Source organism: Streptomyces sp. NPDC107550 (assembly GCF_055639095.1).
Window position 1 is genome coordinate 122,540 of record NZ_JBVKBC010000010.1, and the last position, 13,358, is coordinate 135,897.

The 13,358-nt window shown below is 71.6% G+C and carries 12 protein-coding genes; 8 read left to right on the top strand and 4 right to left on the bottom strand.

Going from position 1 to position 13,358, the window contains the following annotated elements:
- Positions 1 to 26: 26 nt before the first annotated feature.
- The 6 genes from ACZ7LY_RS16440 to ACZ7LY_RS16465 all read left to right on the top strand — a co-directional run bounded on the left by ACZ7LY_RS16440 (position 27) and on the right by ACZ7LY_RS16465 (position 5,411).
- Complete coding sequence (locus ACZ7LY_RS16440; protein WP_471625267.1) at positions 27 to 233, top strand: MbtH family protein; 207 nt, start codon at positions 27 to 29, stop codon at positions 231 to 233.
- A gap of 117 nt (positions 234 to 350) precedes the next feature.
- The gene (locus tag ACZ7LY_RS16445; RefSeq protein ID WP_471625268.1) at positions 351 to 896 is read left to right on the top strand and encodes a GNAT family N-acetyltransferase; all 546 of its coding nucleotides are present in this window, start codon (positions 351 to 353) and stop codon (positions 894 to 896) included.
- An 879-nt stretch (positions 897 to 1,775) separates the two neighbouring features.
- Positions 1,776 to 2,165 (top strand): nuclear transport factor 2 family protein, encoded by a 390-nt coding sequence (locus ACZ7LY_RS16450; protein WP_471625269.1) that lies wholly within the window; start codon positions 1,776 to 1,778, stop codon positions 2,163 to 2,165.
- Positions 2,166 to 2,504: 339 nt separating this feature from the next.
- Complete coding sequence (locus ACZ7LY_RS16455) at positions 2,505 to 4,031, top strand: MFS transporter (protein WP_471625270.1); 1,527 nt, start codon at positions 2,505 to 2,507, stop codon at positions 4,029 to 4,031.
- A 227-nt stretch (positions 4,032 to 4,258) separates the two neighbouring features.
- Positions 4,259 to 4,603, top strand: coding sequence for a hypothetical protein (locus ACZ7LY_RS16460; RefSeq protein WP_471625271.1), 345 nt, complete (start codon positions 4,259 to 4,261; stop codon positions 4,601 to 4,603).
- 289 nt (positions 4,604 to 4,892) lie between these two features.
- Entirely contained in the window at positions 4,893 to 5,411 is a 519-nt protein-coding gene (locus tag ACZ7LY_RS16465) for an RICIN domain-containing protein (RefSeq protein WP_471625272.1), read from the top strand.
- Here ACZ7LY_RS16465 and ACZ7LY_RS16470 read toward each other — a convergent pair.
- Positions 5,347 to 6,435 carry an AraC-like ligand-binding domain-containing protein gene (locus ACZ7LY_RS16470; RefSeq protein WP_471625273.1) on the bottom strand — a complete coding sequence of 363 codons (1,089 nt, stop codon included), beginning with the start codon at positions 6,433 to 6,435 and terminating at the stop codon, positions 5,347 to 5,349. The genes ACZ7LY_RS16465 and ACZ7LY_RS16470 overlap by 65 nt on opposite strands.
- Positions 6,436 to 6,684: 249 nt before the next feature.
- Here ACZ7LY_RS16470 and ACZ7LY_RS16475 point away from each other — a divergent pair, with 249 nt between their 5' ends.
- Together ACZ7LY_RS16475 and ACZ7LY_RS16480 are read left to right on the top strand one after the other, a co-directional pair.
- Complete coding sequence (locus ACZ7LY_RS16475; protein ID WP_471625274.1) at positions 6,685 to 7,854, top strand: alpha/beta hydrolase family protein; 1,170 nt, start codon at positions 6,685 to 6,687, stop codon at positions 7,852 to 7,854.
- Positions 7,855 to 8,129: 275 nt separating this feature from the next.
- Entirely contained in the window at positions 8,130 to 8,750 is a 621-nt protein-coding gene (locus ACZ7LY_RS16480; RefSeq protein ID WP_471625275.1) for a dihydrofolate reductase family protein, read from the top strand.
- 102 nt (positions 8,751 to 8,852) lie between these two features.
- Here ACZ7LY_RS16480 and ACZ7LY_RS16485 read toward each other — a convergent pair whose 3' ends face one another.
- The 3 genes from ACZ7LY_RS16485 to ACZ7LY_RS16495 all read right to left on the bottom strand — a co-directional run bounded on the left by ACZ7LY_RS16485 (position 8,853) and on the right by ACZ7LY_RS16495 (position 12,888).
- Entirely contained in the window at positions 8,853 to 9,491 is a 639-nt protein-coding gene (locus ACZ7LY_RS16485) for a DUF6518 family protein (protein ID WP_471625276.1), read from the bottom strand.
- A gap of 102 nt (positions 9,492 to 9,593) precedes the next feature.
- Entirely contained in the window at positions 9,594 to 11,063 is a 1,470-nt protein-coding gene (locus tag ACZ7LY_RS16490; protein ID WP_471625277.1) for a purine-cytosine permease family protein, read from the bottom strand.
- Positions 11,064 to 11,226: 163 nt separating this feature from the next.
- A complete protein-coding gene (locus ACZ7LY_RS16495) occupies positions 11,227 to 12,888 on the bottom strand; it encodes an amidohydrolase (RefSeq protein ID WP_471625278.1) in 1,662 nt (553 codons plus the stop codon).
- Between the last annotated feature and the right edge of the window lie 470 nt (positions 12,889 to 13,358).

The following is a 13,358-nucleotide window of genomic DNA, read 5'->3' on the forward strand; positions in this document are numbered from 1 at the left end:
AGGACCAGAGGACCGAGGAGAACGACATGGACGAGAACACCCGCTACCAGGTGCTGCGCAACGACGAGGAGCAGTACTCCCTGTGGCCCGTGGACGTGGACGTGCCCGCCGGCTGGCAGCCCGTCGGCAAGGAAGGCACCGAGGCGGAGTGCTCCGCGTACGTCGACGAGGTGTGGACCGACATGCGGCCGCGCAGCCTGCGCGAGCGCATGGACAGCGCCACCGGAGCGTGACTCGCACGCCGGGCCGCGCGCGGCGGCCCGGCGCCTCCCCCCACGGTTCCCGACGGCCCCGCTGCCCCACCAGCGCGGGCCGTCACCCCGTACGCCCCATGGACCGAGGAGACCGCCATGACCCCGCCCCTGCGCACCGAACGGCTGGAGTTTTTGCCCTACCGCCCCGAGGACGAGGACCACTTCGTCGCCCTGCTGCGCGATGAGGAGGTGTGCCGCTGGATGGGCCAGGACCTCGTGCCCGAGCCGGAGATCCGCGCCCTGTTCCGCGCGGTCCTCGACGAGGTGTACCCGCGGCACCTCTTCGACGTGTGGGGCCTGTGGCTCGACGGCGCGTACGTCGGCCACGCGGAGGTCAAGAAGACCGGCAACGTCGACGGCCACGAACTGATCACCGCGCTCGTCCCCGCCCACTGGGGACGCGGCCTCGGCGGCGAGGTGGTGCGCGGCCTGCTCCGGTACGCCGCCGACGAACTGGGCCTGAAGGAGGCGTACGGCATGGTGGGCGCGGAGAACACCGCCAGCCTGTCCCTCTGCCGCAAGCTTGGCTTCCGCGAGGTGCGGGACGTGATCGGCGACGACGGCACGGTCACGAAGCTCATGGCGATCCGTACGGACATCGACGCGGCGCCGGGCGACGCGACGCCGGGCCCGCGATCGTAGGCACCGACCGGAGCACGGGGTTCGATCCGAAGGGTAAAAGTAACTTCAAGGGATAAAAGGCAGGGTTCACCTCGAAGCGGGTGCGGTTTTCGAAGGTGGCCGGCTGAAAATCCTGGTGCGGCGGTACGGGGATGCCGTGACGCGGGGCGGGGGAGCGGACGCCCGGCCCGCGCCGTGCGCACCGGCGTCGGGGCCCGAGGGCGACGCCGCACGTGCCGTCGCGGCCACGCCCGCTCCCCGGCTGCCCCGTTTCGACGGAAACCGTTCCCGGGATCGGGCCCGCGGCGGGCGGGGGGCGCGCGGAGCGCTCGAAAGCCGCACAGCACAGAGCCGGAGGTCCGTCCCGTCGAGGCCGAAAGACTCTCCGGCGATGGACGAAATACCGACGGACCATTAATTCCCGGCTTCCGTGCGGCCAGAGAACAGGCCGCTGAAAGTAAAGTCCTACGAGAAGCGCACCCTTTTCGGCGGGAATTCCGCCGCCCGATGCCATGGAGTGGCTTCCGCTGAGGGCAGGCTGCGGATTCCGAAGACGCGCATCCGTGACGGCGTACGCGCGTAAACCGCCTCGGGCGTCTGGGATCGCGGCGCCGCACGATGGCACGGAAAGTTGGTCGTTTCGCGGACCGGGCGTCGAAAACCGCGATATCCGCAGGGGCCCGCACCGGCGAAGATTGCCTTTCCTTGAACAACTCGGTTAGCTTCGAGACATCCGGAAAGGCGCTGCTTCACCAGGGCCTTTCAACCGGACGAGATCCCGAGCGGACCGCGCGTTCGATGACGAAGAAGGTTTGAATCGTCCCGCTACCGACTTCGTCACCGTCGACCGACTGCGCGCCGTCCGCCCCACCCCACCGCCGCGAGCGGAGCTGGAGAACCATGAACAGGAAAGAAGTAGTCCGCACCTTTTTCGACCTGCTGTGGAACCATCACGACCCCCACGGCGCGGCGACCTACGTCACCCGGGACTTCGTGGAGCACAACCCCGACCTGACCGCCCCGGGACCCGGCGCCCCCACGGGCCGTGAGGCGTTCGTGGCGGGCACCGAGAAGGTACTCGCCGAGAACCCGGAGACGTCCCTCACGATCCTGCGCATGGTGCGGGAGGGCAATTACGTCTTCGCCCACGTGCACTGGAAGACCAGCCCGGACGACCCCGGATACATGGCCGCCGACGTGTTCTATCTGCAGCAGGGCCAGATCGCCGAACACTGGGACGTCATCCAGCCCGTGGAGGGCGCCCCGAACCCCCTGGCGGCGGTCGCCTGAATTCCACGACGAAGAAGACCACGAATAGGGGAGTCCTGCCGGGTGCGAGCGCACCCGGCAGGACTCCCTCCGTGATGCGGGCATTCGGTGCCGGATATCCGCGAGGCGCCCCCGCCCGCCCTCCAGCCCGCGCACGAACCCACACAAGCCTGGATACTGACAGCGGACGCCACAGTGACGGCGCCGCTGCCCGTCCACCCCACCCCCTGAACGCGAAGACCGCGAAGAACTTCCGCAGTGCACGCAGAAGAAGAACACGCCGCGAAGAACTCGCGTAAGCCTGGGCCTGCACGCCACGCGTCAGGGGAGAAGAACTCACGCCGGAAGGATGCGAACGTCGTGCCTCGATCGGTACGCCCCCAGGGGCCGTCCCAGGAACCCCGGGTTCCGCAGGACGCGGAGGGAAAGGCAGGCGCCGGCCGCTGGGCGATGCTCGCCGTGCTGTGCACGAGCCTGCTCCTCGTCGCCATGGACGCGACCATCCTCAACGTCGCGCTTCCCTCCCTGATCGACGACCTGCGGCCCGGCGCGCTCGCGCAACTGTGGATCATCGACATCTACGGGCTGGTCCTCGGCGGCCTCCTCATCACCACCGCAGCCGTCGGCGACCGCTTCGGCCGCAAGCGCCTCTTCCTCGCCGGGTTCGTCCTCTTCGGGATCGCCTCGGTCGTCGCCGCGACCTCCACCACCTCCGCCCAGCTCATCGCCGGGCGCGTGCTCCTGGGCATCGGCGGCGCCATGGTCATGCCGTCCACGCTGTCGCTGATCCGCAACATCTTCCAGGACGCGCGCGAACGCAACCTCGCCATCGGCATCTGGGCCGCCGTCGCCGGTGCCGGGGCCACGATCGGACCGCTGATCGGCGGCGTCCTGGTCGAGCAGTACGGCTGGGCGGCCGCCTTCTGGGTCAACGTGCCCATCGTCGTGGTCGCCGTCGTCGCCGGCGTCCTCATGCTCCCCGAGTTCAAGGACGCGGGGGACACCCCGCTCGACTGGGCCAGCGCGGTCCTCTCCGTCATCGGCATCGTCGCCCTCGCCTGGGGCATCAAACACGTCGCCAAAGGCAGCGTGCAGGTCATGGACGTGGCCGTGCTGCTCCTCGGCATCCTCGTCCTGGCCGCCTTCGCCCGCCGTCAACTCCGCCTGCCTGACCCGCTGCTCGACGTACGGCTCTTCCGCAACCGGGCCTTCACCGGAGCCGCGCTCGCCACCCTCATGGCCATGCTCGCCATCGGCGCCGCGCTGTTCCTGATGTCCCTGTGGCTCCAGTACGTACGCGGCTACACGCCCTCCGAGGCGGGCCTGCGGACGCTGCCCGCCGCGCTGGCCGCGCTCACCGGTTCGCTCACCGCGCCCTGGCTGATGCAGCGGATCGGCGTCCGCGCCATCATGGCCCTGGGGCTCGGCGCGCTCTCCCTCGGCTTCCTCGTACTCGCGCTGTCCCCGACGCCGACCACCTACGCGTACGCCGTCGTCGTCCTCATCACGGTCGGCCTCGGCGACGGGCTCGCCATCACGACGGCGGCCTCCGTGCTCGTCTCCGCGGTCCCCTCCGAACGCGCCGGCCAGGCCGGTGCCGTCTCCGAGACGTCGTACGAAGTGGGCGTCGGCCTCGGCGTGGCGCTCCTCGGCTCGATCCACGGAGCCGTCTACGCCCGCGAGATGAGCGGCCAGCCCGCCCACGCCGCCGAATCCATCGGCAGCGCCCACGAGTTGAACGACCCGAACGTCATGGCCGTCGCCCGCAGCGCCTTCGATACCGCCCTGACGACGACGGCCTGGATCTCGGTCGGCCTCGTCATCACGGTCACCCTCCTGGTGGTCGCCCTGGTCCCCCGAGACTTCAAGGCAACGGCCTCCCACTGAACGCGGCCGCGGTACCGGTTCCGCCCGTCAGGGCGGCTGGCGGCCAGTACCGAGGGAAGCGAAACGGCCGCAGCGCGGCGGCACAGTGTACGGGCCGCCGGCCTCGGCCGTCCCCGGAACCGGGGAACGCGGGGTCGTGCCCGTCGGTCGGGACTAGGGTCGCCGCGACAAGCTTCGTTCGCAGTCCAGGCGGCCCTGACCAGGCCGCCGTCCAACAAGGGGGAAGCATGCGCAAGTTCGTCCTGTCCGCCGCGGGCGCCACGTTCGCACTCGGTGTCCTCGGCCTCGGTCTGGCGCCCGCCGCGTCGGCGGCGGCCTCGTGCCCGAGCGGCGCCGTCTGCATCCGTGAGCCCGACGGCAGCATCCTGCCCAAGAACGTCTTCTACTCCTATGGCGCGCACGACCTGGAGAAGGTCATCGGCGTCCGTCCCGTCGTGAACAACCAGACCGGCGGCGCCGGTTACCAGCTCTGCCGCGGCTACAACGGCACCAACTGCGGGGCAGTCAACCGCCAGGTCGGCACCATCTCGTACGACATGACCCCGGTGAACTCGGTCGTCCTCGTGAGGTGACGCCCAGCAGGCACTGACCATCGGCGCCCCGCTGACGACGGCGGCGCAGCGCGATCCGATCCGTACGTCCCCGGAGACGGCCCCGCTCGTGGGCTCGTCCCGGGGACGTGCCATGTGGTGACGCGACGCGGAGGTGCCGCCGGGCCGGAGCCCGCCCGCGCTGTGCGCCACGCACTCTTCTGGCGCTCCGTGCCAAGCGGTTGGCGCCCGCTGCGAAGGCGCCCCACCTCGGGTTCCCGCCACGATGGATCCACAGCAACCGACTTACGGACCCGAACTGGGGGATTCAGTGCGCACCACGCCCACGCTGCCCGTCGCGGCGGCCTTCCTGACCGCCGCACTCGCTCTGTCCACGGCCTCACCCGCCCAGGCCGCCGGCCCACTGCGGCACAAGAACGTGCGCTCGGGCTACTGCCTGGGCATGACCTCCGGCCGCTCCACGGTCACCCTGATGAGCTGCGGCAGCAACCGCACCGCCTGGAAGGCGTACGCGAAGACCCGGGTCGGAGGCCGGGCGTACTACAAGCTCTACAACCCCACCAACCGGGTCTGCCTCGGCGTCTGGCACAGCTCCGGCGCCGGGGGCGCGGGCCTGGCGTGGGGCAACTGCACCAGCACCCGGGACCACTCCCAGCTGTGGCGTCTGAAGTACATCGGCCACTCCAGCAAGTACCAGATTGTCAACGCCCACTCGGGCCTGTGCGTCGGTACCCAGCGCAGTTCGACGGCCCGCGACACCCCGGTCATCCAGGGCGGTTGTACGACGTCGACGGGCAGCACCCAGATCTGGAAGAAGCTGAGCGCCTGACGCGGACGACCGGTGAGCGATCACGTGCCCGGGGCATCGTCCGCCCCGGGCACCGCGCGTTCATCGGCGGCGCGCGTGTGTGCGTACTCCCTGCGGTAGTCGCTCGGTGTGACGCCGTAGCGGGTGCGGAACGCGCGGGTGAAGTCCGCCGGCGGGGGAGGCCCCAGCGGGCCGCGATGGAGGCGACGGGTTCGTGCCGCAGCCCCGGGTCGGCCAGCTCACGACGGCAGCGCTCCAGACGCTGGCCCCGGATCCAGGCGCCGACGCTCATCCCGTGCTGCTGGAACAGGCGGTGCAGCGACCGTACGGAGATGTGGTGCGCGGCGGCGACGTTCTCGACGCTCAGCGCGGGGTCGCCGAGGCGCCGCTGGATGAACGCGGTGACGCGCAGGAACAGGACCCGTCGGCGCGACCCCGCGGGAACCTCGTACGCACGCTCCAGATGATGGGCGAGGACGGCGGTCACCAGATCGACGCAGACGGTCGCCAGCCGCAGCGCGTCCTGCGGGGTGCGGCCGGCGCCGTCACGCTCCACGCCGCCGAGGAAGTCCGCCAGCAGCCGCCCCATGCCCGCCGTGGCCGGCAACGGCCGGGAGACGAGCGCGTGCACACGGCCGGCCGGCAGCGACAGCAGGGCGTGCGGGACCTGGACGAGCAGGGACGTGCCGTCCGCCCACGTCTCGAACGGCCGCGAACTGTCGAAGACCGCCAACTCACCCGGGCGGAGCGCCGCCCGGTTGCCGCTCTGCTCCAGCACATGCCGGCCCGAGCGCATGAACGCGAGCTGCACGCACTCGGGGTCCGCTCTGCGGATCAGCTTCGCGGTGCGCACGCACTGGAACGAGTGGTACGCCATCGCCGAGACCTGCACCGCGCCCAGCGCGCTCGCCTCAAGAGCGCCGTGGAACGTGTCGGTGCCGACCAGCCGGAACAGGGTCGGCATCACCGCGTCCGCCGTGGCCGCCGCCCAGGCGTCGAGCGCGTCGCACGCCGGGTAGTCCGCACTGTCGTAGACCTTCTCCATGTCCGCCCCCGGAGGCCGCACCACTTTCTCGGAGAGGGGGTGTCGTCACCGCTCTCTCGAAGAGATCAGTTCTCGGCACCGCACCGGCTCATCTCCCCACACCCCGGACACGTCCGGAACGCGCCGTTCAGTGGCGGGTTCCCGGCCATGGCGCCGAACTCCGGTTCGGGTGGCGGGTCCGTGGTCCGACGCAAGTGCTACATCCCTGAGGCGACGCCAACGCGCCCGGGGGAACGTACGGTCCCGCCCATGACCAGAATCCGTTCCGCCGCCGCGCTCGCGGCACTGCTGCTCGCCCTGCCGCTGACGGCCGCCGCCACACCCGCCGAAGCCGCCCGACCCACCGCGTCCGCGGCGACCGCCCCGGCAGCCGTCCGGGCCGAACTCCCGCGCCCCACAGGGCCGTACGCGTCCGGCCTCGACGTCCTGGAACTCGTCGACCGGGGCAGGACCGACCCGTGGGTGCCCTCGGCGGGCCCGCGCCGGCTCATGGTGTCCATGTACTACCCGGCGAGGTCGGGCACCGGCAGCCCGGCCGCGTACATGACCCCCGCCGCGGCCCGGCTGCTGCTGGACACCAAGCTCCCCGGCAACACCGTCCCCACCGAGGCGCTCACCGGGACCCGCACCTGGGCCGCCTCCGGTGCCCGCCCCGCGCCCGGCCGCCACCCGCTGGTGCTGCTCTCACCCGGCTTCACCATGCCCCGTACATCGCTGACCGCGCTGGCCGAGGACCTGTCCAGCCACGGTTACGTCGTCGCCCTCATCGACCACACCTACGAGAACACCGGGACGACCTTCCCCGACGGGAGCACGGTGCCCTGCGTGATGTGCGGGCGCCTGCGCTCCCCGGCGGACTGGGCGGGCCTCAGTCGCAGCCGCGCCCGCGACGTCTCCTTCGTCATCGACCGGTTGACCGCACGGCCGCACCCCGCCTGGCGCTACTCCCGCACGATCGACCCCGCCCGGATCGGCATGGCCGGCCACTCGGCGGGCGGCGCGTCGGCCGTACCGGCGCTGCTCGCGGACCGGCGGATCCGGGCCGGCGCCGACCTGGACGGCACCCTGGACGTCCCCGTGCCCGCGACCGGCCTCGGCGGCAGGCCGTTCCTGATGATGGGGCACCCGCTGCCGGGCGGCGCGGACGACACCAGCTGGGCGGAGAGCTGGCCCCGCCTCGACGGCTGGAAACGCTGGCTGACCGTGGCCGGCACCAACCATGTCTCGTTCACCGACTTCCCCGTGCTCCTCGACGCGCTCGGCCTGCCCGACCCCGACCGCACGCTCCCCGCCGCGCGCGCCGTCCACCTCACCCGCGCGTACGTCACCGCCTTCTTCGACCAGCACCTGAAGGGCACACCCCAACCCCTCCTCACCGGGCCTGCCCCGGAGAACCCGGAGATCAGCTTCCACCCGTAGGGCCGCCGCCGACCCCGGTGCCGTCCGATGAGTTCTGGCCGGTCGGAGGGCCGGCTACGGGAGACAACCGTCTGATGCTCGACCTGAGCGGTGAGGAGGACTGGGCGGAGCAAGCCTGCGGTAGCCGTCGACGGGGTTCGCCGGCTGACGTTCGGGCACGTCGGCGGCCGACACCGGAGCGATGAGTCGGCGAGCCCGGAGCGGTCTATCCCTTAGTGAACCGACCGGACGGCTCCGCGAAGGCGGCAGAAGGCCGCCACCAGGAGGACGGCACAGTGACGGACCACGTGGGCAAAGTGACCTGCAATCTCTCGATCTCCCTCGACGGGTACGCGGCCGGACTCGCCCAGTCGGAGGAGCGCCCGTTCGGAGACGACGGCGGCGACGGGTGGGGAGACAGGCTGCACGCCTGGATGTTCGAGACCCCGGAGGCGAGGCAGGCCGAACTCGACCGGCTGGCCAAGGTCGGCGCCTTCGTCATGGGGCGCAACATGTTCGGTCCCGTACGCGGCCCATGGGACCGTCCGTGGAAGGGGTGGTGGGGCGACGATCCGCCGTACCACGCCCCGGTGTTCGTCCTCACGCACCACCCCCGCGACCCGCAGCCGATGGACGGCGGGACCACCTTCCACTTCGTCACCGACGGCATCGACTCCGCGCTGCGGCGGGCCCGCGAGGCGGCGGGGGAGCGCGACGTGTCGATCCACGGCGGCGCGACCACGGTCAACCAGTACCTCGCCGCGGGCCTGATCGACGAACTGCGCCTGCACATCGTGCCGTTCACGCTGGGCGGCGGCACGCGGTTGTTCGACGGCGTACCGCCACTCAATCTCGAACAGGTGGACGCGCGAGCCGCGCACGCAGTCACCCACGTGACCTATCGCGTACTGCGCTGAGCCAAGGGGACTGCCGGGCTGCGCGACGGGCGGGACGCGAGCGGTCGGCCGGCTGGATCAGCGGACCGGATCAGGGGCCCGCGCCCGTGGCGGTGGACGACATCAGACCGAGCCGATCAAGCCGTTGAGGATGCCCTTCTCGGCGGCGTAGAAGAGGAGACCGCCCATAGGGGCGAGCGTGGCGCACAGCCAGTAGCGGCGCGCCCCGGTGCGCGCCAGATAGACGGTCAGGAGGGCGGCGATCAGTGCCCCGGCGGTCAGGAAGACGGCCGCCGTCCCCCAGTAACGCAGCGCCAGGCCCAGCCAGAGCCCCTCACCCAGCACCACCATGGCGATCACGGCCCCGGCGACTGCTCGCCGGTCGCCCTGTGCCCGCCGTACGGTCCAGCCCGCCCACCCCAGCAGGGGCCCTCCGGCGAGCCCGGCCACCGACCACACGGCGGCGGTCCCGAGCCCGCCGCTCCCGAACGTGCCGCCCAGCGTGGACGCCGTGTAGTAGCCGCAGCAGGTGGCGAGCATCATCAGTGCCCCGCCCCAGACGGCGACCCACCTTTCACGGACGAGCGCCCCGGCCGCGGCGGTCCAGATGATCCAGGTGGACGACGAGTTGGTCGCCCGGTCCAGCAGAGGCGATATGCCGTGCAGACCGTACGTCGCCGCCCCGAGCGCAAGCCCGAAGACGGCGGTCGCGGCCAGCGTGACGGCAGGGGTGTCACGGCGAAAGGTGATCGAAGCAGCCATGCGCCGACTATACATGCCATGTATACGCCTCATGTATACGTGCCATGTATAGCCGCTGAGCTGGACGGGCGCGCACCCGAACCGGACGGTTCCGCAGGCGTGTCAGCTCTGGGCGATCTGCCTGCGGATGCTGCGGCGGCCGAGCAGCGCGTAGAGGACAGCCGAGGTGAGCATGCCCGCCGGCACCGACAGGTCCAGGTCGCCGAGGGCCGCGCCGAGGGGGCCCGTCCACACGGTGGTGGAGAGGAACAGGGCCGTGGCGAGGGCGCCGGCGACGACGGAGACGAGGCCGGGGCCGCCGAAACCGCCGGTGTACCAGAACGGTGCGCCGGGGCGTTCGTCGAACAGCGCGCGGCCGTCGTAGCGGTTGCGGCGCAGCACGATGTCCGCGACGTAGACCGCCATGGTGGGGGCGGAGATGACCAGGAGGAACTGGAGCATCAGGTTGATGGCGTCGATGAGGCTCGACGACAGGACGAGGACGATGGTGAACGCGGCCCCGAGCACCCCGATGAGGATGGCGGAGGGGATACGGCGGATGGGGATGCCGATCGACTGGAGGGCCATGCTGGCGGAGTACGTGGTCATGCCGTTGAGCGCGATGGTGTTCACGAGGACGCCGAGGACGAACGCCGGGGCGAGCCAGGCGGGCAGTTGCTCCAGCAGGGCGTACTCGATGCCGTTCTTCAGGCTCTGGGCGCCGACGCTGCCGCCGAGGACGATCCCGAAGGCGGTGAGGAGCGTGCCGGGGAACAGGTTGCCCAGCGTGGTGGCGGCGATGATCCGGGAGGGCTTCGTCGTACGGGGCAGATAACGGGACATGTCCGCGCTGTTGCTGAACGACAGAGGGGAGGAGGCGAACAGGCCGAAGGCGATCGTCAGGCTCGACCACAAGGGCAGGCCGTGCAGCGGGGCGGTCTGGGTGAACCCCCAGTCGACGGAGGGTGCGAGGAAGCCGACGACCGCCGCGAAGATCACCGACAGGGCGATGGCGATGGCCATGTAGGCGCGCAGGATCAGGGCGTGGCCGTAGATGGCGACGAGGACGGTGATCGCGGCGGTGACGACGGCGACGGCGATGAGCGCCACGGTGTGATCGGGAAAGCCCCACCGGGTGAGGAGTTCGGCGCCCATGAACGCGGCCGCGACCCAGTTGAGCGCGAGGAAGACGCCGGAGATGAACCATCCGTAGAAGGCGATCACGATCTTGTTGCCGCGAATGCCGTAGATCGCGCGCTGGATCACCGAGCCCGAGGTGCCGGCCGCGGGTCCGGAGACCGCCACGATGCCCGGCAGGACCGCCAGCGCGGACGAGGCGAGGAGCACGAGCAGCCCTTGCCACACCTCAAGGCCCAGGACGATCGTCAGGGACGCGCCCACGGTCACGTTCAGCACGCTGAGGCTGGGCGCCGACCAGACGAAGAAGAGGTCGCGGGCCTTCCCGTGCCGCTCGTCGTCGCCGACGAGCTCGATGCCCCGGGTCTCCGGCGCGGTCGCCGCGTCGACGAACTCGTGCCGTTCCGGGCGGGTTTCGCGCCTCGGGTCGACCGAATCGGCGGATGTCTGGGCCATGGCGGGTGTGCCTTCCTGAAGCCTTCGGGCAGCGCCGACGAAGGAGAGCGAAGGGAGCGGGGGAGAGCGGGGGAGAGCGAAGAGGAGCGGGGGCGGGCGAAGAGGCGCGCGGGGGAGGCGGGAGCGGGAGTGAGCTGAGCCGGGTGGTGCGGGGAGCGGCGATTCAGCGCTCGCCGCTCCCGTCGCCCGGCGCGCGGTGGGCGACCTGCCCGTGGACCAGCGTCAGAAGCACGGAGCCCGACAGCAGATCGTCCGCCGGCCGCGACAGCGGATCGATGTCGAGCACCGCCGCGTTGGCGTAGTGGCCGGGAGCGATACGCCCGTACGCGTCGTCGATCCGCCCGGCGAACGCCGCCCCGCTGGTGGCTGCGGCGAGCGCCTGTTCGGCGGTGAACGCGCGCGAGGGCTGGTACGGAGCCCGGGCGGGGTCGAGCGCGGAACGCCCTGAGGTGGCGATGAACAGGTTGTGCAGCGCCTCGTGCGGCGCGGTGGGCGCGTCCGTGCCGAGCGCGAGCGGCACCTGACCGTCGCGGAACCAGTCCCACGGGAAGCCGTCGTCCGCGCGCCGGTCGCCGAGCATGGCCATCCAGTTGTCGAGGATGGCCGGGTCGCAGTGCACCGGCTGCATCGAGGCGACGATGCCGTGCGCCCGCATCCGGCCGACCGTCGCCGGGTCCACGGACTCCAGGTGCTCGATACGGGGACGGCGGTCGGCGTCGGCGCCGTTGGCCTGCTCGCACGCGGCGACGATGTCGACGGCGAGGGCGCTCGCCGCGTCACCGATCGCGTGCATGGCGAGCTGGAGCCCGGCCCGGTCCGCCGCGACGGCGACCGGCAGCACCGCCTCCCGGCTCCAGATCGGCTCGGCGTTCGTCCCGTCGGCGTACGGGGCCGCCATGGCTGCGGTGCACGCGTCGATGACGCCGTCGAGGATGAGCTTGATCCCGGCGATCCGCAGCCACGGCGTGCCCTCGGCCGCGAGCTCGTCGCGCAGCCGCACGGCCCGCTCCACCTGGGCGAGGTCGGCGGCGGCGTCGCCGGTGGAGTTGATCAGCCAGTGCGCGGTCACCGGGAACGGCAGCCGCCCCTCCCGGTCGAGCAGGCGCCGCAGACCGGCCAGGGCGTACTCCTCCATCCCCATGTCCACGGCCCCCGTCACCCCGGCCCTCAGGTAGGAGTCGAACGCGCGCGCCAGGAACGCGTCCTGCTCGGACTCCGTGACCACGCTCTCCAGGTACGGCATCACGAGGTCCAGCGCCGCCGTCTCCAGCAGGAACCCGGTCGGCTCCCCGTCCGCGTCGCGCACCACCTCGCCCCCGATCGGATCGGGCGTGGCGCGGTCGATGCCCACGGCCTTGAGCGCCGCCGCGTTCATCCACGTCGAGTGCAGGTCGTTCGCGTCGAGGAACACCGGTACGTCGCTGACCACCGCGTCGATCATCGCGGCGGTCGGCTGGGAGACACCGTCGGGCAGCGCGTCGAACAGCCAGCCCCCGCCCTCGATCCGCGCGGCGCCCGGGTTCGCGCGGCGCGCGGCGAGCAGCCGCTCCTGTATCTGCTCCAGGCTCGCGCAGTCCCGCAGTTGCACCTTCCCCTGCGCGCGGCCGAACATCGCCAGGTGCGCGTGCGCCTCGATCACGCCCGGCATCACGAACGCCCCGCCGAGATCGACCTCGACGGCGTTCCCGCCCGCCGCCGCGCGCACCTCGTCCGCGTCGCCGACGGCGAGGAACCGCTCGCCGCGCACCGCGAAGGCGCTGTGTCGCGCCCCGCCGGCGAGCCCGTCGAAGACGACGGCGTTGACATAGACCGTGCTCTCGCACATGCGCGGATCCTCCTGGGACGACTGCGGACATCGAAGAGGTGCAGGACGCGCCGCCGGCGGCGGCCCGGGCGGCCGACCGGAGCGGTCCTCGGGGACGAGGGGCAGGGCTCGCCGTCACTGAGCCCGAGGACCGCACCGGTGCGTACCGATCACACGACAACGCATTCCGTCGTTCAAGTGCTTTGGCGGAACGGATTCGTGTGAGCCGAATCGATTCGGCAACGCAAAGCGTGGACCAGGGGGAGGGATTCGTCAACGCTTCCCGCAGAACCGATCCGCCTCGCCCGCGCCTCCCGCACCGAAGGGTGTGCACGATGGGCACGCGAAACAGCGCCGCTACGACGCCGTGACTCCCGAGCGAGCCGCGCTCAGGCCCCGGCTCCCGCCGTGAGCGGTTACGTAACCGCCGCCACCGCATGATCCGCCGTGCCGGCGGCGCGCCCCGGCGACGGCATCGACGGCGTCTGCCC